This window comes from Phocoenobacter uteri, from assembly GCF_900454895.1.
Classification (GTDB): domain Bacteria; phylum Pseudomonadota; class Gammaproteobacteria; order Enterobacterales; family Pasteurellaceae; genus Phocoenobacter; species Phocoenobacter uteri.
Map to the genome: position 1 here is coordinate 858,323 of NZ_UGTA01000001.1, position 17,770 is coordinate 876,092.

Sequence of the window (17,770 nt, forward strand, 5' to 3'; positions counted from 1 at the left end):
TATTCCTTACTTTTTTATTAACGCCCTACTGCAACAGAAGAAGAACGTAATAAACGCCCTGATCTTTCAGATTCACCCAGAACAATAGCTTTAAAAATACTATAATCTTTAATACATATTGTCACTTGATACATTGGAATCGTTCTTGTTTCTTTCACTTCAGAACGAGGTGCAATATCTTTTAATGAAGGTAAATTTGTTGCTGGCTCACATCTTTGCTTATCACCTAAAAATGAATGCGTTACCGTTGGTTCAGCATCTATTGGTGATTCACCGAACTGTAATGATTCTAAAACAACCACTAATTCTTTTTTACTATTTGCATCCCCATACATCATATGCTTCGCAAGTTTTGTAAAATCAGACAGATCTTTATTCTCTAACTTCCCATTTACCATCTGAGACAAAGCAAGCGTTTCGTGACCTTTACCATATAACTGAGTACGTTCACGTAATAAATTCACTAATGAATAAGAAGCATTGTCCATTTTACCTAAATGTGAACGTAACAACGCTAAATCCGCCATAAAGACCAACATAATTGTCAGTACAATAATCATAAAGACAAACTCAATTGCCACCGCACCTTTGGTGTTTTTGATAAAACGTCTCAATAACTTACTATTAAAATACTGATCTTTCATTTTCTTGTACCATAAAAATTTCACGAGTAAAAAGGGAGTCAACAAAAGGACCTAAAAATGGCAAAGCAACCAAAAAATGATACTTATATTCTAAGCGATAGCTTGCTATCGCTGCTGTCTCACCCGTTGGAGGCGTTATCTTTCCATTACCATCATTTTTAGGTTGTCTAAAACCGCTAGGATTGCCCTCGACCCCTTTAACCAAATTATCAATCGAATCAGCATATTTAACATCAACCTTAATTGAGACATTTTCAGGCATAAAAAGTGCCATTCCACCGTTTTCTCTTAATTGATGTTGTTTTATCAATTCTTGTTTCAAGAGCGTTGCATAATCACCATTTGGTGCTTGTTGGTTCTTGGTTAAACGAACGCCCTCCGCAATTGCTAAATCCCAATAAGCAGATAACAGAGCGATACGACCAAACTCCAAAAGGATAAATAGTACGGTAAAGAAAATACCAATTGTGAGGGTAAACTCTATGCTTGATACCCCCTTTTTATGATTTACAAACTGTTTAAGTTTTTGGAAAAATTTGCTCATATTCACTCTCTGCTCATTCATATTTACGATTAACGAACCGCTAGTCCTTTAGATACTCGTTCTGTTTTCTCCAACGCATTCACAAGATCCGTTGCAGACGTATTTAAACGCTCTTTTTTAATGATATCTAGTGCGTATTTGGTATCACCTGATTTCACTAATGCAAAAACTAAATTATGCAATAAGCGTGACTCTTTTTGACCGTCCAAATATTGCGGTAATAATAGTCGCACTGCATTTTTATATTCACCTTTCACAATTTCTAACATCGCTAGATTATTAACCGCAACAACATCACTTAAAAAGCGTTCTCTTGCCTTAATAAAATCTTGCTCAGCTTTATCAAACTTACCTGTTTGCGTTAAAGCAATACCTCTCGCATTATACGAATCTGGATTGTGTGGGAATTTAGCAATCAACTTATTTGCCTCAGCTACTGCTTTATTATATTCCTGACTTTGTACCAAACATTTTACTTGTAATAGCATTGCCATTTCCATAAATCTTGGATTACTCAACAAAGGTTGTAAATAGAATAATGCAGCTTTACTATTACCTTTTTGATAATAGCTATTTGCTAATTTATAACGAATTCTTGGATCTTCTTGATTTTTTAAGACTTCTCTATAAAGAGAAATAAGCCCTCTATAATTCAAGGTTGATTCATAAAGTTTTTCCTTCGTCGCAATATTCTGCGGTGTTGGAACTTGTGACGCAAGGTGATTTTCATTATCTGCTAGTGTTAATCTTAAATCAGCACAAGCTGTTAAAGCGAGAATAAAAGATAAACCTAGTGTTTTTTTAAAAATTTTAGAATACATGTGGAAAGACCCTCATCGCCCCTGGGGCTAAAATTAAAATAACTATTGGAAACATAATAAATGCAATTAGCGGAATGCTCATTTTTGCAGCCAGTGTCCCTAAACGTTCTTCAATTGCTAATAATTGTAGTTCTCTTATATCGGCAGAAAGCTGAATTAACTGCCCATAAATCGATGAACCAAAATTTAAACTTTGTTGTAATACAGTGGTAAACATTCGGATTTCTCTGGTAGGCAAAGAAATCGCTAAATCATCTAATGCAGAACTTAAACTCGTTAATTCAGCCTTACGGATAATACGTAACATCACGTAAGTCAAATCTGGATTTAATGTTTTAAAATCGGTCGCAATTTGTTTCAATGCCATATCAATGGTCATCCCTGTTTGAACACACACCGCAACCAAATCAATAAATCCAGGTAAATCCACCATAATTGATTTAATTTTTCGCTTAATAATAATACCTGTAAAAATACCTGGTACTACAATAGTTACCACTAAAATACCAAAGAACACAAAAGCCTGTTGAATCTTATCAGGCGTTCCACCTCTAGTCGCAACAGCATAGATAGCAAATAAAACAGCTGTAATCAATAACTTGATTTTAATATTTTTATCAATCTCACCTAATAGCTTCAAAAATCGGTTATTACTAATCAATAATAGCTCAAGATCCATTTGCTGTTTATTCTTACCGCTTTTAGGTTCTTCTGTTACTTTTTCTTTATGGTGTGTTCCTGCAAGAATTTTTTTATTACGTTGCAACTTATTTCTGCCTAAAATAGCAAAAATAAAAATAAATACGCCACAACAAATTAAAGCAATAAAAAAGGATAATCTCGTCATTAGCTTGCCTTCCTCATTAACCACCAAATTATGAACATTCCCAATGCCTCACTACCCAATACATAATAAAGTACGATACGACCATCTGGATTATTGATAACAAAATCAAAATTCTCTGGCATTGTTATTTTCATAAAGATAAAGAAACATATTGGAAAAGAACCAACAATCATTGCTGAAATACGTGCTTCTGATGTCATTGCTTTTTTCTTCTGTTCCATTTTCTTACTATCCGCAATTACTCGCCCTAAACGACTAATTACTTCTCGCATTTGTCCACCTTTATCAAGGTTTACACGCACAATAGTCACGAAGAAATAAAACTCTTTATAAGGATAACGAGTATAACTGTCTTCAAAAACAGCTCCCGCATCTTCCCCAATTGCAAGACGCTTATGAATTCTTTTAAATTCCCCACCAAGCTGCCCAGTTACATCTTGTCCACAACGCTCTAACGCTTGTAATAAACCTGCACCAGCAGTTGTTGCACTATTCAAAATCTGAATTACTTCAGGAAATGAGTTTTCAAAAATAAGGCGGTTGCGTCTTTGCCCCCACTTCCATACTAACAATACAAATAATAACCAAAATAGAGGAATAAAAATGTAACGTGCCATTTGCAAGAAAAGATCATTCGCATAAAACATCGCCACAAAAACCACCAATGTAATCAAAATATTACGAATCAGATTTTTAGGATTTCCTGCAACAAAATAAAACTGCCACAAAATAAATTTTGCTTTTATGCTTCTACCTATATCAGCCAACGTATCTGAAGCACGATCTAAAGGGTTAATTTGTCGCTTTGTTCTAAGAAAGTTACTCGCCGTATAAATTGCAAGCAACACACCAAAAGCGAGAATAAAATAATATAAAATCATTATCCCTCCCTGAAAATACTCTCTAATTCATTACTTAAATTAAAGACCTGTGCATTTTGAGCCACAATTGAGCGAGAAAGTAAACCGTGCGAAACAAATTCACCGATAATCTTACCGTCTTTTGTTCTTTCCTTACTTGGGTGATAAGAGAAAATATCTTGCAATACAACCTGCCCATTCTCCATCCCCATAATTTCTGTAATGTTAATAACTTTTCTTGAACCATCATTTAAACGAGACGCTTGTACGATAATATTCACCGCAGAGGCGATATTACGACGAATCGCCTCAAGAGGTAAACTTGCACTCGACATCATCACCATCGCTTCAAGACGAGCAATCGCATCTCGAGGTGAGTTGGCGTGAAGCGTTGACATTGAACCATCGTGTCCAGTATTCATTGCCTGCAACATTTGGAACGCTTCCGCACCACGACACTCCCCCACAATAATACGCTCAGGACGCATACGCAGAGCATTGATAACCAGATCTTGCATTGTCACAGCCCCAGTGTTTTCAACCCCTGCAACACGAGTTTCCAAACGCACAACGTGAGGTTGGTCTAAACGTAGCTCTGCCGTATCTTCTAGTGTAATCACACGTTCATCTTCTGAAATATAACCAGACAAAGCATTTAGCAAAGTGGTTTTACCCGAACCTGTACCACCAGAAACAATGATGTTTACACGAGAACGTGCCGCAATAATCAAAAAGTTTGCCATTTGTCGAGTCATTGAACCAAATCCAACAAGCTCTTGTAATGATTTTTTTGATTTACTGAATTTACGAATAGAGATCGATGTCCCATCCAATGCGATAGGAGGCACAACCACATTCAAACGGCTACCATCTGGTAAACGAGAGTCCACTAATGGTGAACTATCATCAATACGTCTCCCCACCAATGAAACTAAACGTCTTGCAATATCTGTTAACTGCTCATTATTGATAAACGACTTCGGCGTTTTTTCTAATTTACCAGCTCGTTCAACCCATACATCATCCGGTCCATTAACCAAAATATCATTGACCGAATCATCTTCCATCAATTCTCTTAATGGTCCATAGCCCATAATTTCATCGGCTATCATTTCAGCCATCATATTGGCATCTGAAGCGGTCAAATAATTATTACTTTTTGCAGTTAATTGATAAATAACCTGAATAAGCTCATCAATCAATTTATCTCGATTATTTTTTATAAAATCAAGTTTCTCAACATTTAAGTTGCTTAAAATTTCATTCCTAAAAAAAATCTGTTGTTCTTTTGTTAACATATCAATTAGTTACTCAATATTGTTTGCATAATTCTTTTGAATAAGCTTGTTTTTTCTTTTGATGTTTGTCGCGACAACACACCGATGATTTTCATTGTAAGCATATTCAAAATTTTTGTATGTGCTTTTGAGAGTTTCACTTCTAGTACATTTTTTGCTGTTGTTTTTTTCAAAAATGGAACTACTGCATCAACAGGACAGCCAAGTAAGCTTTCCACGTCTGCTCTTGCCATTTGCGATGAATGTTCTAACTTACAATCCGAAATACACACAAAAGTACGAATTGGTTTACCTGTCGCACTTTGTTCCCTTTGACATTGATCTAAGAACTGTTTCGCAACACGTAATGAACTTACGTGACGCCCAACAACCAGCACAAAACTATTACTATATTCAAAAAATTTAGAGAAATTATCTTTATGAATATTAAAAATTGGCTGGTCATAAATAATAAAATTATATTTTTCTTTTTCTTCTGGTGATAACACATCAATGTCACCACTAAATAAATCTAAATTATTATCATATTCAACAATATCGCCCTGCAATTTTTTATCAAATAATAAATCTAAATCCTGCGATCCGTTATCACCTTGAGCAAGTAAAACTGGTACTTTTTTCTGATTCGCTATTTGATTTGCTATTTGAGCACTAATAAAACTTGCACCAATACCACCTTTACATCCTAACACACACACTTTTACAGTATGTCTTGTACGAGGAATAGAGATGCTTGAAGAAAGAATTCTCTCCATCATTAAGTTTAACTGTGAAGCACGATGAAAATAGAGAATGCTCTTATTTAATAACTCTTGAGCAAGAGAAATTGAATCACTATTTCCAATTAAACAGCACCACATTTGCTGTGGTACAATAGCATTTACACATTCAACAATATCTTGAATGTTTTCTTCATCTTTAATATCAATAATTGCACCCAATGTATCTTCTGGATCAAGTGCAATTGTCTCACAATGAAGGCTTCGCTTTATATTTCCAATATTCTCAAGCCCTCGAGAACGTAATAGTTGTGAAACTTCCTTTTGAACACCATCATCATCTGAAATAATAATTATTTTTCTAACACTACTTAATGTAGAACTTTCATTATCAAGCAATAACATAATTCTACTCCTTATCCTTAATATTTTGACTGAACACGACGATTGCTATCTACGGCACAAGAGCCTCTAGCCTCGTTAAACACTAAATCAGTGCGTTTATCACGACAGTTTGATTTTTGTTTTGCAATACTATGCACTTTAGCATAAAGAGGATAGATTGCTCTTTTTTTGTAAATCAAACGAATACGTTCTGGTAACACACCTTTTTTTATTAAGCCCTTACGTACAATAAGAGCTTGTTTTTTATAATTTTTTTCATAAACAAGTGTTACTTTTTTATGAACATTACTACCAACTGCTTGGCGAATATCATTCGTAAAATTAAATAATCCCGCCTCATCAGAATCGTTTAAAGTATACACAGCACTTTTATTAACAAAAGGCGTGAAATCTCCGCCATTTAATCTTGCAATATCCCTATCTTTTGCAACACTTGTTCCACTAATCAAAGAGAAAATGCTCAATAGTAATGTTATTTTTATAAATTTTATCATTGAATAAATCCTCCACGTTTTAAGAAATTAGTCGTTAATGTACGATGATAGATGTTTTTAAATGGTGTTGTGTTAAAGAAACGCTCCATTGTACCAGTGCGTTCAAAATCAGGGTAAACAATATCATCGTCCTGTACTGGTTTTACTAAATTAACTGTTGCAACCACGACTAACTCACGTTCCAATTTACTTGTTTTCGCTTGGCGGAAAAATGAACCTAAGATAGGAATATCACCTAAGAATGGTACTTTCGCTAATCCTTCCGCATCTTCTGATGAATATAAGCCACCAATCACAAAACTTTCACCATCTGCCAACTCTAATGTTGAGCTTGAACGACGAGTGTTAAAGAATGGTAAATTCAAACTACCATAAGTCGCAGATTTATTTAAGCTACTTACTTCTTGTTTAAGGAACAATCGGATATTATCATTATCCAAAATCTTTGCTCCTACACCTAATTTAATACCAAATTCTTTATAAATAATTGTTGGCTGCCCTTCTTTATCGTATTGAACAAAAGGTACTTCACCACCCACTAAGAAATTAGACGTTTCCCCTGAAAGCATTGAAATATTTGGTTGAGCTAAAATTCGACCATTATCTTGGTTATTCAACGCATTGATAAACACAGCTAAATTATCGGCATTAAATAAAGATAACGTAGCTTTACCACCTTTAAAACTACCTTGAATACGTCCTAGCTCTTTAAAACCACCTGAAGCATTCTCTACAATTTGCCCTGGTCCTCTTGTCAAATTTTTCAACGCATTACCAGATACACTACTCCAATCTATACCTAACGATTCACTAAATTGCTTATTTACCTCAACGACTGTTAATTTTACATTAACTTGCTCAGCAAGAGGTACCTCTGCGTTATTGATCACTTTTTCGTAAGCATAAGAGTCTAAAAATGGGATTTCCTCCCCTCCTAAACTACGTTTAGTGATTTTTGCAGTATCACCAATTGCGGCACCAACCACTCGCTCTACACCTTCAGCTTCACGTTTCGATTTTGCTTTCCCCTCAATCACATAAGCTTGACCAATTTTTTTAACTCTTAACGTACTTTTTGGAAAGCGAATGTTAACTTGTTGATTTACATCAGATAAATTGTTGATTGCAGCATTTACAAAAAACGTATCTGTCATAATCTGATTACCATCAGCATCTAATACATTGATTTCTGTACGCCCATCCGCTTTTCCATAAACTACAAAACTATTATCATCAAGAATTTCATAGTCTGCAACGGCAGGATTTGAAATAAAAATTGTATCAATCTTATCTTTCAACTGGAAATGTTGACTCTGTCCTTGTTCAAGATAAAACTTCTTCGCTGACACCTGACTCGATGTAAAAAGCGTCGCCACAAATAGAATTGCAAAAATAATATTACGCATAACTTAACCTCTTAATTTACGAATAAATGTGCCGTGAGAATTTACTGGTGTTGATTTATCCGTAGGCAATAACACTAAACTTGCTCTTTTTGGCAAGGTATATAGTTTTTTTGCTTGTTCTGCTGTCATCTTCAACGTTACAAAACCCGCAACCGGCGATTTCTTTTCTTGTTCTTCTTGTTGTCCTGAAACAACTTGTAATACAAGTAAATTATCCAATACTTTTACTAAATCATTACGATTTTGATTTTCACTTCCCACACCGTCTTGATAAGAATAAACAGACACATAGGTTCCGCTTTTCACTGTTTGTAAAATATAATCATCGTTACCTTTTACTGGTACGTTATACGCAACTTCCTGAGCAGGATTGATACTCGACACCAAAAATTCTGGTGAATTTGGTGCAATGACTTTTGTTGGATCAATAATTGAATCTTTTGTCATATTTTGATCTAATAAAAAGCCTTGTAATGAGTTTACTTTTGCTTGTTCGAATAATGGCTTCAAATCGTAAGCCAATAACGGTTCATCGTCGCCTTCCGTTGTTTCTAATGTTAAATCAGAAAGTTGATAATCATCTTCTTGTAATAAAGAACCTTTCTCAACATTTCTTTTCAATGTTGCGGTTGTAACAACTACAGTTTTAGTTTTTACTTTTTGAACAACACTTTGAATTTCTTGAGAAACTTTTTCGTTATTAGTAATTTCAGGCGCAAAAAACAGCCCCAAAAAACCAATGCCAAGTATAAGGAAGGAAATAATAAATAAGACACGGTAATTCATCTTTAATCCTTAAATAATAAATTGAAAATAAAGTTAGCACTTTATCGGATTAAGGGTATCCACTGATGAAATTAGTAGTACAACCCCAAATTAGCTAAGAAACCTAAGCTAATTGCAACACCATAGGGTAACCCCAGCTGTTTAATTGCTTTTCTAAAAAAGAGCAAGCCAAAAATTACAAGTAATAACCCGAAAAAACTTGTTAAAAATAGAAAAGAGGTAATCTGTTCGTGAGGTACAGCGAGCATTAAAACAGCCATCAGTTTCACATCACCTCCACCAATTACTTTTAATAAAAATAATAGAAAACCGATTACGAATGTTACTATTGCTGGAATAAAAAATACTTTTCCATAATAAATCCAACAGAAAGGTAATAACACACTAAATAATATCAGAACAGCCTTGTTACTAATAATTCTAGCCGATATATCTGTCCAAGAGACCCAATACAAAACAAGGACAACAAGAACGATTAAAAAAAGAGTCATTGTTTATCCTCTAACTTAAATTTAGGACTTCACTCCTAAGAGTGAAGTCCTTTGCAAGTATGTGATAACTAATTATTAAATTAGTTTCCGCCCCAACGACTTGCTGATGCGCTTGCAATTTTAGAGCTTAATGAACTGAATTTGCTAACCATATTGTCAATGAAGCCACCATCTGTATTGAATACATAGATAATGAAAGCAGCAATGAAAATAGCAATCAGACCGTACTCAATCGCAGTTACACCACGTTGGTCGTTTTTAAATGAGTGAAATGCTTCAGTGATTGAAACATATGCTTTAGTTGTTAAGTTGTTAAACATATTAAAATTTCCTTATTGTTTATTTATAAAATATAAATAAAAAGACATTGTACATTATTGTACACCACGATGATACTCCAAAAATATTTGACTATCTCGTTAGCCCAATTATCAGTCTACCTAAAAAAAAATCAATAAGAATCTTTAAAAATCATAAGACAATTTTGAGTATTTTTTTTTTTTTGATTTATATCAAAATTCAACCCTATATAGCCTATTGACTATTACTGTGTTTTTATGTAAATGATTGATTTAACATAGGTTTTACATTTTTTAATCAACTCATCCGACCAGTTGGTTGTTTTTTATGTTAAAAGTAACAATTTTTAACAAAAATATCCCTAATAATATGAATATATTAAAAAATTCACTAATGATTATTAAATCATTTTTAAATTACAATTATGTAGCCAAAATGGAACAAAAAAGTATAAAAAATATGATAATGCACAATAAAAAAACACAATAGTGTGCAAAATAAATCAAAATGCTCACAATTCGAAAATACAATGCTCATTTTAACAAATATAATATCAATTGCGTTATCTTATATTTGATTATTGCGAGGCTAAAAAACCGCCACTTTGGTGTTGCCATAATTTTGCATAAACGCCATTTTTAGACAATAACTCATCGTGGGTGCCTTGCTCAATAATTGATCCATTATCAATTACAATTAAACGATCCATCGCCATAATAGTCGATAAACGGTGAGCAATCGCCAATACGGTTTTTCCTTCCATCAATTTTGTTAAATTTTCTTGAATAGCCGTTTCTACTTCAGAATCTAACGCACTGGTTGCTTCATCAAGTAATAAAATAGGAGCATCTTTCAACATCACTCTAGCAATAGCAATCCGCTGACGTTGTCCACCTGATAACTTAACACCTCGCTCTCCAACGTGAGCATTAAATCCTGTACGACCTTTACTGTCTCTTAAACGAGCAATAAAGTCTAAGGTTTCTGCTTTTTGGGCCGATTTATACATTTCTTCTTCTGTCGCATTCGGACGCCCATAAAGCAAATTATCTCGCACAGATCGATGTAATAAGGATGTATCTTGAGTGACTAATCCAATTTGAGAACGCAAACTCGTTTGAGTAACATCGCAAATATTTTGACCATCAATCGTGATCGATCCTTTTTGGATATCATAAAAACGCAATAAAAGACTGGTTAATGTCGACTTTCCTGCTCCACTTCGCCCTATCAACCCCACTTTTTCACCTGCTTTAATGTGTAAATTAAAGTTTTTAAGTAGTTGTTGGTTCGTATTATAAGTAAAATCAACCTGTTCAAATTTAATATCGCCTTTTGTCACAACAAGTTCTGTTGCATTCGGTTTATCTAAAATAAGATGGGGTTTTGAAAGCGTTTGCATTCCATCTTGCACAGTACCAATATTTTCAAATAAACGTGCCGATTCCCACATAATCCATTGAGATAAGCCTTTGATCCGTAATGCCAATGCAGTTGAAGTTGCAATCGCTCCTGCATTCAACAATTCATTTGACCATAAACCTATTCCCATAATTGCCGTGAAAGTGACTAATGTCATACTGTTAACATAGTGAAGTGCCTCAATAGATGTCACCAATCGCATTTGTTTATGTACGGTTTTCATAAAATCTTGCATTGAGTTTTTTGCATATTGCGATTCTCGATCACCGTGTGAAAAAAGCTTCACAATGGCAATGTTTGAATAAGCATCCGTGATCCGTCCTGTCATTAAACTTCGTGCGTCAGACTGTTCTTGGGATGCTTTACCTAGTTTCGGAATAAAATTTTTCATAATAAACGTTAAACCGATTAACCAAAGGGTAAAAGGTAGCAGTAACCAGTGATCGAATTGGCTTAAAATCACACTTGAAGTAATGAGATAAACCAAAATTTGTACAATGACCCCCGTAAGCGTCATCACAACATCTCGCACTGCTAGAGCCGTTTGCATAACTTTTGCAGAGACACGTCCTGCAAATTCATCTTGATAAAATCCCATACTTTGCCCAAGCATAAGACGATGAAAATTCCATCGTAGTCGCATTGGAAACACGCCTTGCAATGTTTGAAAACGAAAACTTGCATTGAGATAAGTCACAATAAAACCTAAAAAAACAACGCCTAGCATAAAAAAGATCGTATTTTTTTTCATTTGCCAAAGCTCGCTTGGTGGCAGATTACTCACCCAATCGACCAGTTCACCAATAAATTTGAACAACATTGCCTCTGTGACACCAATCCCTGCCGTCATTAACATCATCAAAACGATGTAAACTCGCATTCCTTTTGTTGCATCAAAAATAAAAGGTATAAGACCCGATTTTGGAGTTTGAGGCTCGTTACTCGGATACGGATCGATACGAGATTCAAACCAGTGAAATATCCTATGAAACATTTTTCCCTCTTTTAAATTTTATCTAACATTGAATATATCCAATACGTACTAAGCCGCTTAGTGATTTCATTATTATAAATAAAATTATGTTATTTTTATTTTGGTAAATTTTATGAAAAATATGACCGCTTATTTGTTATAAATTTCTTGAATATTATGTATTCGGGGGTGTTTGTCACACGCCCCAAAAATGAGATTGACCGCCATTATATTGGCTATTTATATATGCCTTGATTCCAATTCTCCGCCCCTTTAGGCATTGTTGGTTTCAAAATAAAGTGTTGATTTGCTTTTGCTTTTCGGCTCACAATTTTATCTGATGGCGTTGAAAATGAAATTCCACCATTTAATAATTGTGTCATTGTACCTGATGTGATGGTTGCTCCATTCAATCCAACATTCATCGTATAGCCAGATGATTTCCAAAATTGTGTTTTTTGACGAACTAAGTGACGATATTTATAGTTTAAGCGTAAGTGTAAAAAGACTCGGTTGCCCAATTCATTTAAACTCAAACGTTCTACAATTCCCACTTGCAAACCACGATAATACACTGGCGTGTTGATGTCTAACCCTTCAGCATTGCTTGATTCCAATACAATCGGAAAGCCATTTTGATATTCTGTTTTTAAGGTATCCGTGCCTTTTAAGTAAAACCACGTTCGATACTTGCCACTGCCCGCCTCAATATCAATATAATTTTGCAATACGGCATCTAAATGTTGTAAACCCGCACTGTTGATTTCTGGCGAAATCGTTTTAAACAAACTACCTGAACGAGCAATGATAGAATAGTATTCATCATTGATTGAAGCGGTTATTTTTATACGTTTTTTTGCATTTTCTAGCTGTAACTTTTCAACATTTCCTACTGTTAAGCCCATATATTTTAATGGCATTCCTTCACTTAATTTTGCACCATCTTTTGCATAAAGCGTTAACGTCGAATAATGGGTTGTCGCTTTTTTATAATCGGAAAATAGTGTTAAGTTTTCACTGCTTGCATTGCTTACATTATCAAAACTCACTGCACCTTTTAAGGTTTTCATTAGTGGTGCGGTTTTAATATTCACGCCTTTTAACGAAACGTCAACTTCCGCCCCTGCCTCAACCCAAAAACGGCTTTTTGATGAAAGTAAGTGTTGATATTCTGGTTGAACAAAAATAGCAACATCAAAGCCTTTTTTATTTGGCGTGACAGACAGCACTTCGCCCACTTCAAACTCTCGATAAAGCACGAGTGAGCCTTTGCTAATGCCAGATAATTTTGTGGCTTTTAATATTTTGGTTGATGTCTTTTGTTTCGCTAGCTCAATTTGTTTCACCGCAAGCTGGCTAGCATATAACGTATATCGTTGATTTTGCTTAGCAATCTCTGAATTTTGTGGCGAATCAAACGCAATAGCACCTTGCAATAAAGATTGTAAACTATCCATTGCAACTGAAATGCCGTCTAAGTTTACCGTTGCATTGATACCTGTCACATTCCAAAAATGACTCTCTTTTTTAACGAGCTCAGCATATTTTTTATCGATGATAATATCAATTTCAACTTGTTGTTTATCTTCAGTAAAACGATAATTCAGCACACTTCCCACTGGCACTTTTTTAAAATAAACATTCGCTCCAATGGAGATCGATCCAAGATCTTTGGCCATCAACTTAATCGATAAATCACCATCTGCAATAGGTGCTGCGGGAGGCTCTGTCACAGCAGTAAATTCATCAGCTGCCTCACCCACTCCAGGTAATAAAGTGATGTAATTTCCTGAGACGATTGAATCTAATCCCGAAACCCCTGCCAAAGAAACCGACGGTTGCACCAACCAAAATTTGGTATCTTCTCGCAATACGGAGGTGACTTCTGGATTGATTTCAGCTTGTACGTCCACGCCTTTAAAATCAGGGGTAAAAATAACTTTATTTACCATTCCAATTTGTATTCCCTGATAACGAATCGCTGTTTTACCCGCTGTAAGCCCTGCACCATCATTAAAATGGATCGTGATCGTTTCACCTCTCTCTTTTAAAATTTGAAAAAAGAGCAAGACGCCGATCATAAAGGCAATCAGTGGTAATAGCCAAAAAGCTGAAATTTTGCGAGGTGGTCGAATTTTAGCTTCTGGAATTTGTTCTGCGGTGTTTTCTGACATAATTTAGTACCAAATAAAAAAATAAAAGCGGTAAGATTTTGTAAATTTTTTACAAATTCATACCGCTTAGCTTAAATGATTTATATTGAAATAGTCAAAGAAAATTATTTTTCTTTATTATCACAACTGCTTAGATCTGAACAAGTGCCATAAAGATATAAGCTGTGTTTTTCAAGTTCAATACCGTGTTTTTGACTAATTTCTTTTTGACGACGTTCAATTTCAGCGTCTTTAAATTCAAACACTTTACCACAATCTTTACAGATAATATGATCGTGCTGATGATTATAATTTAATTCAAATACGGCTTTATTTGAATCAAATAAATGACGCGTCAAAATCCCAACTTCTTCAAACTGATTCAACACTCGATATACTGTCGCCAAACCCACTTCAGATTGTTGCTCTAAAAGTAGCTTATAAATATCTTCTGCTGAAAAGTGTTGTAGAACATCACGATTATCTTGCATTAACGCAAGAATAGTCAAACGAGGTTCTGTTATTTTTAGCCCTACATTTTTAAGCAATTCTTTATTTTGTTGAGTTTGCTCAGACATCTTATTCCCCTTAAATTTTCCTATTTCTAATGATTTTACTAAGCTAAAGCTGAAAGACACATTTCATCTTTTAACTGTTCACACCATTTTTGAACGCGTTGTTCCGTTAATTCTGGTTGGCGATCTTCGTCAATACATAATCCAACAAAGGTGTTTTCATCAACTAAGGCTTGAGAAACCTCAAAACTATAACCTTCTGTTGACCAATGCCCAACGATAATACCGCCATTTTGTTCAACCACATCACGTACTGTTCCCATTGCATCACAGAAATATTCTGCGTAATCTTCTTGGTCACCACAACCAAAAATACCGATGATTTTTCCTGTAAAATCAATCTCTTGCAATGTCGGCATAAAATCGTCCCAATCGGCTTGCGATTCGCCATAATACCAAGTTGGGATACCAATCAATAAGAAATCATAGGCTTCTATGTCTTCCTTTGTACTTTTTGCAATGTCGTGAACATCAATTAAGTTTGCACCTAATTGATCTTGAATCATTTTTGATACAGCTTCTGTGTTCCCTGTATCGCTTCCATAAAATAAACCAACAGCTGCCATTTTATTTCCTATCTTAATTTAATCATAATCAATAAATTGTTTATTGATATACTCGTTTAAAATTTTTTGAATTAACTGACCTCGTGTAACATTTTGATTTTTAGACATTTCTTCTAAAACTGCTACGAGATCAGAGTGTAACTTCAGTTCTACTCGCTTTAAGCCTGATGAACGATCCCTTTTTAATTGATTACGTTTATTGATCCGAATTTGTTGCTCTCGGCTTAACGGATTACTACGAGGACGCCCAACTCTTGGCTCTTGTGCAAATAAATCTAAGGTTATACAATCTACGTCTTGTTTTGCCATTAAATTATCACACTTTTTATTGCCCACTCTAAATGAAAATGAGAATCCTATAAATGATTTTTAAATATACCATATTCTTATTATATTGAAAATAAAGCATTTAAAAATTCTGTTTAAATATACGCCTATTAACAATTTGTTTACATTTTTTATTCATTTTTCAATTATGTCCATACAAAGTTTATTCCAATGAATAAATAACATTTCTTTCACTTTTTGCAAAAAAATGCGAAAATATGACCGCTTATAATTTTTAATAAATAAAGGATACAAAATGATTACATTACATACTAATTTCGGTGACATTAAAATTGAATTAAATTTTGAAAAAGCACCAGTTACCGCAAAAAACTTTGAAGATTATTGTAAAGAAGGCTTTTACGATAATACTATCTTCCACCGTGTTATTGACGGTTTTATGATTCAAGGTGGTGGTATGGAGAGCGGTTTTATTGAGAAAAAAACCAAAGCGACTATTCGTAACGAAGCAAATAATGGATTAAGCAATACTCGTGGTACGCTTGCAATGGCTCGTACTTCTGATCCACATTCAGCGTCTGCTCAATTCTTTATCAATGTTGCAGATAATACGTTTTTAGATCACAAATCAGAAACAATGCAAGGCTGGGGCTATGCTGTATTTGCTGAAGTTGTTGAAGGAATGGATGTAGTTGATAAAATCAAAGGCGTGAAAACAGGAAATCGTGGTTTCCACCAAGATGTACCAAAAGAAGAAGTGGTTATCACATCAGTCACTGTTGAGTAATTCTTCGTAGAGACAGCGTATAACGCTGTCTTTTTAATATTTATTTTTGATAAACAGGGCATACCCTGTTTCTACGTGTATAACCTATGCAAATTTACCTTGTCGGCGGTGCCGTTCGTGACCAATTATTAAATATTCCTGTAAAAGATCGAGATTGGCTTGTGGTGGGTGAAACACCTCAACGCTTATTAGATCAAGGGTTTCAACAAGTCGGTAATGATTTTCCTGTTTTTTTACACCCTAAAACCAAAGAAGAATACGCCCTTGCTCGCACGGAGCGAAAAAGTGGCAAAGGTTACAATGGGTTTATTTGTGATTTTTCCCCTGAAATTACCCTTGAAGAAGATCTTATCCGCCGAGATTTAACTATCAATGCGATTGCTCAAGATCTTGATGGCAATTTGCACGATCCTTTTAATGGTGTTCAAGATTTAAAAAATAAACTTCTTCGCCATATTTCTCCTGCGTTTGCAGAAGATCCTTTGCGTGTTTTACGTGTTGCTCGTTTTGCTGCTCGTTTTCATCATTTAGGTTTTACGATTGCCAAAGAAACGGTAAATTTAATGAAAAATCTGACCGCTAGTGGTGAACTTGATCATCTTACGGCTGAACGTGTCTGGCTAGAAACACGTAAAGCATTTAATACGCCATCACCTCATATTTATTTTTATGCGTTAAGAGAGGTTGGGGCATTGAAAGTGCTATTTCCTGAAATTGATCAACTTTTTGGGATTATTCAACCTGAAAAGCATCATCCTGAAATAGACTGTGGCGTACACGCTTTAATGGTATTGGAGCAAGCAAAAAAATTAAGCCTTGAAGCCAATGATCCTGAAATGACGTTATTCGGTGCATTATGTCACGATGTAGGCAAAGGCACGACAGATAAGGCAATTTTACCCCATCATTATGGACACGAACAACGTGGTGTCGGTTTATCAATGACCTTGTCGAATCGTTTAAAAGTACCTACACATTTGAAAGATTTTGCGAAGCTAACCGCTGAATATCACACTCATTGCCATAAGATTATGGAATTAAAGCCTAAAACGGTAATGAAATTATTTAATAAATTTGATGTGTGGCGAAAACCTGAACGTTTTTTTGATTTTCTATTGGTCTGTGAAGCAGACAGTAAAGGACGTTTAGGTTTTGAAGATCGAACATATCCACAAAGAGAATATGCAAAGCAGCTTTATTTAGTTGCAAGTCAGGTAAGCGTACAACAAGTGATTGCAGATGGCTATGAAAAACAGGCAATTCGGGAAGAATTAAATAAACGGCGGCAACAAGCCATTTCTCATTATATTTTAAATTGATAAGCTCAATTAAGATTTATATCATAAGTGAAACTGTAACTAAGTTTCTTTTCTGGTCTTTAAAAAAAATTT

At 34.8% G+C, this 17,770-nt stretch carries 19 protein-coding genes; 2 read left to right on the plus strand and 17 right to left on the minus strand.

Annotation, left to right across the window (positions count from 1 at the left end):
• Window positions 1-17: 17 nt before the first annotated feature.
• From tadF to ybfE, 17 genes are all read right to left on the minus strand, one after another.
• A complete protein-coding gene (tadF, locus tag DYE60_RS03785; protein ID WP_115315308.1) occupies window positions 18-644 on the minus strand; it encodes a tight adherence pilus pseudopilin TadF in 627 nt (208 codons plus the stop codon).
• The gene (locus DYE60_RS03790; protein WP_172460355.1) at window positions 625-1,188 is read right to left on the minus strand and encodes a TadE/TadG family type IV pilus assembly protein; all 564 of its coding nucleotides are present in this window, start codon (window positions 1,186-1,188) and stop codon (window positions 625-627) included. Before DYE60_RS03790 ends, tadF begins: the two co-directional genes overlap by 20 nt.
• A gap of 29 nt (window positions 1,189-1,217) precedes the next feature.
• Window positions 1,218-2,009 (minus strand): tetratricopeptide repeat protein, encoded by a 792-nt coding sequence (locus DYE60_RS03795; protein ID WP_115315310.1) that lies wholly within the window; start codon window positions 2,007-2,009, stop codon window positions 1,218-1,220.
• Window positions 1,999-2,856 (minus strand): type II secretion system F family protein, encoded by an 858-nt coding sequence (locus tag DYE60_RS03800; protein WP_115315311.1) that lies wholly within the window; start codon window positions 2,854-2,856, stop codon window positions 1,999-2,001. Before DYE60_RS03800 ends, DYE60_RS03795 begins: the two co-directional genes overlap by 11 nt.
• On the minus strand, window positions 2,856-3,740 hold the full coding sequence (locus DYE60_RS03805) for a type II secretion system F family protein (protein WP_115315312.1): 885 nt from the start codon (window positions 3,738-3,740) through the stop codon (window positions 2,856-2,858). The genes DYE60_RS03800 and DYE60_RS03805 overlap by 1 nt, the downstream gene beginning before the upstream one ends.
• The gene (locus tag DYE60_RS03810; protein ID WP_115315313.1) at window positions 3,737-5,014 is read right to left on the minus strand and encodes a TadA family conjugal transfer-associated ATPase; all 1,278 of its coding nucleotides are present in this window, start codon (window positions 5,012-5,014) and stop codon (window positions 3,737-3,739) included. The genes DYE60_RS03805 and DYE60_RS03810 overlap by 4 nt, the downstream gene beginning before the upstream one ends.
• Before the next feature lie 5 nt (window positions 5,015-5,019).
• Window positions 5,020-6,138, minus strand: coding sequence for a CpaE/TadZ family protein (locus DYE60_RS03815; RefSeq protein WP_115315314.1), 1,119 nt, complete (start codon window positions 6,136-6,138; stop codon window positions 5,020-5,022).
• A 17-nt stretch (window positions 6,139-6,155) separates the two neighbouring features.
• Window positions 6,156-6,632 (minus strand): hypothetical protein, encoded by a 477-nt coding sequence (locus DYE60_RS03820; protein ID WP_115315315.1) that lies wholly within the window; start codon window positions 6,630-6,632, stop codon window positions 6,156-6,158.
• Complete coding sequence (locus tag DYE60_RS03825) at window positions 6,629-8,038, minus strand: type II and III secretion system protein family protein (RefSeq protein ID WP_115315316.1); 1,410 nt, start codon at window positions 8,036-8,038, stop codon at window positions 6,629-6,631. Before DYE60_RS03825 ends, DYE60_RS03820 begins: the two co-directional genes overlap by 4 nt.
• 3 nt (window positions 8,039-8,041) lie before the next feature.
• Window positions 8,042-8,824 carry an RcpC/CpaB family pilus assembly protein gene (locus tag DYE60_RS03830; RefSeq protein WP_115315317.1) on the minus strand — a complete coding sequence of 261 codons (783 nt, stop codon included), beginning with the start codon at window positions 8,822-8,824 and terminating at the stop codon, window positions 8,042-8,044.
• Window positions 8,825-8,895: 71 nt separating this feature from the next.
• Complete coding sequence (locus DYE60_RS03835; RefSeq protein ID WP_115315318.1) at window positions 8,896-9,315, minus strand: A24 family peptidase; 420 nt, start codon at window positions 9,313-9,315, stop codon at window positions 8,896-8,898.
• Between the two features lie 80 nt (window positions 9,316-9,395).
• Window positions 9,396-9,635 carry a Flp family type IVb pilin gene (locus DYE60_RS03840; protein ID WP_115315319.1) on the minus strand — a complete coding sequence of 80 codons (240 nt, stop codon included), beginning with the start codon at window positions 9,633-9,635 and terminating at the stop codon, window positions 9,396-9,398.
• Between the two features lie 557 nt (window positions 9,636-10,192).
• Window positions 10,193-12,031: an ABC transporter ATP-binding protein gene (locus DYE60_RS03845; protein ID WP_115315320.1), complete on the minus strand. Its 1,839-nt coding sequence runs from the start codon at window positions 12,029-12,031 to the stop codon at window positions 10,193-10,195.
• 215 nt (window positions 12,032-12,246) lie between these two features.
• A complete protein-coding gene (locus DYE60_RS03850) occupies window positions 12,247-14,184 on the minus strand; it encodes a PqiB family protein (protein ID WP_115315321.1) in 1,938 nt (645 codons plus the stop codon).
• Between the two features lie 104 nt (window positions 14,185-14,288).
• On the minus strand, window positions 14,289-14,741 hold the full coding sequence (gene fur / locus DYE60_RS03855) for a ferric iron uptake transcriptional regulator (RefSeq protein ID WP_115315322.1): 453 nt from the start codon (window positions 14,739-14,741) through the stop codon (window positions 14,289-14,291).
• Window positions 14,742-14,779: 38 nt separating this feature from the next.
• Window positions 14,780-15,304: a flavodoxin FldA gene (fldA, locus tag DYE60_RS03860; RefSeq protein WP_115315323.1), complete on the minus strand. Its 525-nt coding sequence runs from the start codon at window positions 15,302-15,304 to the stop codon at window positions 14,780-14,782.
• Window positions 15,305-15,322: 18 nt separating this feature from the next.
• The gene (ybfE, locus tag DYE60_RS03865) at window positions 15,323-15,613 is read right to left on the minus strand and encodes a LexA regulated protein (RefSeq protein WP_115315324.1); all 291 of its coding nucleotides are present in this window, start codon (window positions 15,611-15,613) and stop codon (window positions 15,323-15,325) included.
• 274 nt (window positions 15,614-15,887) lie between these two features.
• On the opposite strand from ybfE, the gene DYE60_RS03870 reads away from it, so the two are divergent.
• Window positions 15,888-16,379 (plus strand): peptidylprolyl isomerase, encoded by a 492-nt coding sequence (locus DYE60_RS03870; protein WP_115315325.1) that lies wholly within the window; start codon window positions 15,888-15,890, stop codon window positions 16,377-16,379.
• A gap of 86 nt (window positions 16,380-16,465) precedes the next feature.
• On the plus strand, window positions 16,466-17,698 hold the full coding sequence (locus DYE60_RS03875) for a multifunctional CCA addition/repair protein (protein ID WP_115315326.1): 1,233 nt from the start codon (window positions 16,466-16,468) through the stop codon (window positions 17,696-17,698).
• Window positions 17,699-17,770 lie beyond the last annotated feature (72 nt).

Excerpts from the sequence above, each read along its gene's own strand:
- tadF (WP_115315308.1), bottom strand. The coding sequence starts at position 644 with ATGAAAGATCAGTATTTTAATAGTAAGTTATTGAGACGTTTTATCAAA.
- DYE60_RS03790 (WP_172460355.1), bottom strand. The coding sequence starts at position 1,188 with ATGAGCAAATTTTTCCAAAAACTTAAACAGTTTGTAAATCATAAAAAG.
- DYE60_RS03795 (WP_115315310.1), bottom strand. The coding sequence starts at position 2,009 with ATGTATTCTAAAATTTTTAAAAAAACACTAGGTTTATCTTTTATTCTC.
- DYE60_RS03800 (WP_115315311.1), bottom strand. The coding sequence starts at position 2,856 with ATGACGAGATTATCCTTTTTTATTGCTTTAATTTGTTGTGGCGTATTT.
- DYE60_RS03810 (WP_115315313.1), bottom strand. The coding sequence starts at position 5,014 with ATGTTAACAAAAGAACAACAGATTTTTTTTAGGAATGAAATTTTAAGC.
- DYE60_RS03815 (WP_115315314.1), bottom strand. The coding sequence starts at position 6,138 with ATGTTATTGCTTGATAATGAAAGTTCTACATTAAGTAGTGTTAGAAAA.
- DYE60_RS03820 (WP_115315315.1), bottom strand. The coding sequence starts at position 6,632 with ATGATAAAATTTATAAAAATAACATTACTATTGAGCATTTTCTCTTTG.
- DYE60_RS03825 (WP_115315316.1), bottom strand. The coding sequence starts at position 8,038 with ATGCGTAATATTATTTTTGCAATTCTATTTGTGGCGACGCTTTTTACA.
- DYE60_RS03830 (WP_115315317.1), bottom strand. The coding sequence starts at position 8,824 with ATGAATTACCGTGTCTTATTTATTATTTCCTTCCTTATACTTGGCATT.
- DYE60_RS03835 (WP_115315318.1), bottom strand. The coding sequence starts at position 9,315 with ATGACTCTTTTTTTAATCGTTCTTGTTGTCCTTGTTTTGTATTGGGTC.
- DYE60_RS03840 (WP_115315319.1), bottom strand. The coding sequence starts at position 9,635 with ATGTTTAACAACTTAACAACTAAAGCATATGTTTCAATCACTGAAGCA.
- DYE60_RS03845 (WP_115315320.1), bottom strand. The coding sequence starts at position 12,031 with ATGTTTCATAGGATATTTCACTGGTTTGAATCTCGTATCGATCCGTAT.
- DYE60_RS03850 (WP_115315321.1), bottom strand. The coding sequence starts at position 14,184 with ATGTCAGAAAACACCGCAGAACAAATTCCAGAAGCTAAAATTCGACCA.
- fur (WP_115315322.1), bottom strand. The coding sequence starts at position 14,741 with ATGTCTGAGCAAACTCAACAAAATAAAGAATTGCTTAAAAATGTAGGG.
- fldA (WP_115315323.1), bottom strand. The coding sequence starts at position 15,304 with ATGGCAGCTGTTGGTTTATTTTATGGAAGCGATACAGGGAACACAGAA.
- ybfE (WP_115315324.1), bottom strand. The coding sequence starts at position 15,613 with ATGGCAAAACAAGACGTAGATTGTATAACCTTAGATTTATTTGCACAA.
- DYE60_RS03870 (WP_115315325.1), top strand. The coding sequence starts at position 15,888 with ATGATTACATTACATACTAATTTCGGTGACATTAAAATTGAATTAAAT.
- DYE60_RS03875 (WP_115315326.1), top strand. The coding sequence starts at position 16,466 with ATGCAAATTTACCTTGTCGGCGGTGCCGTTCGTGACCAATTATTAAAT.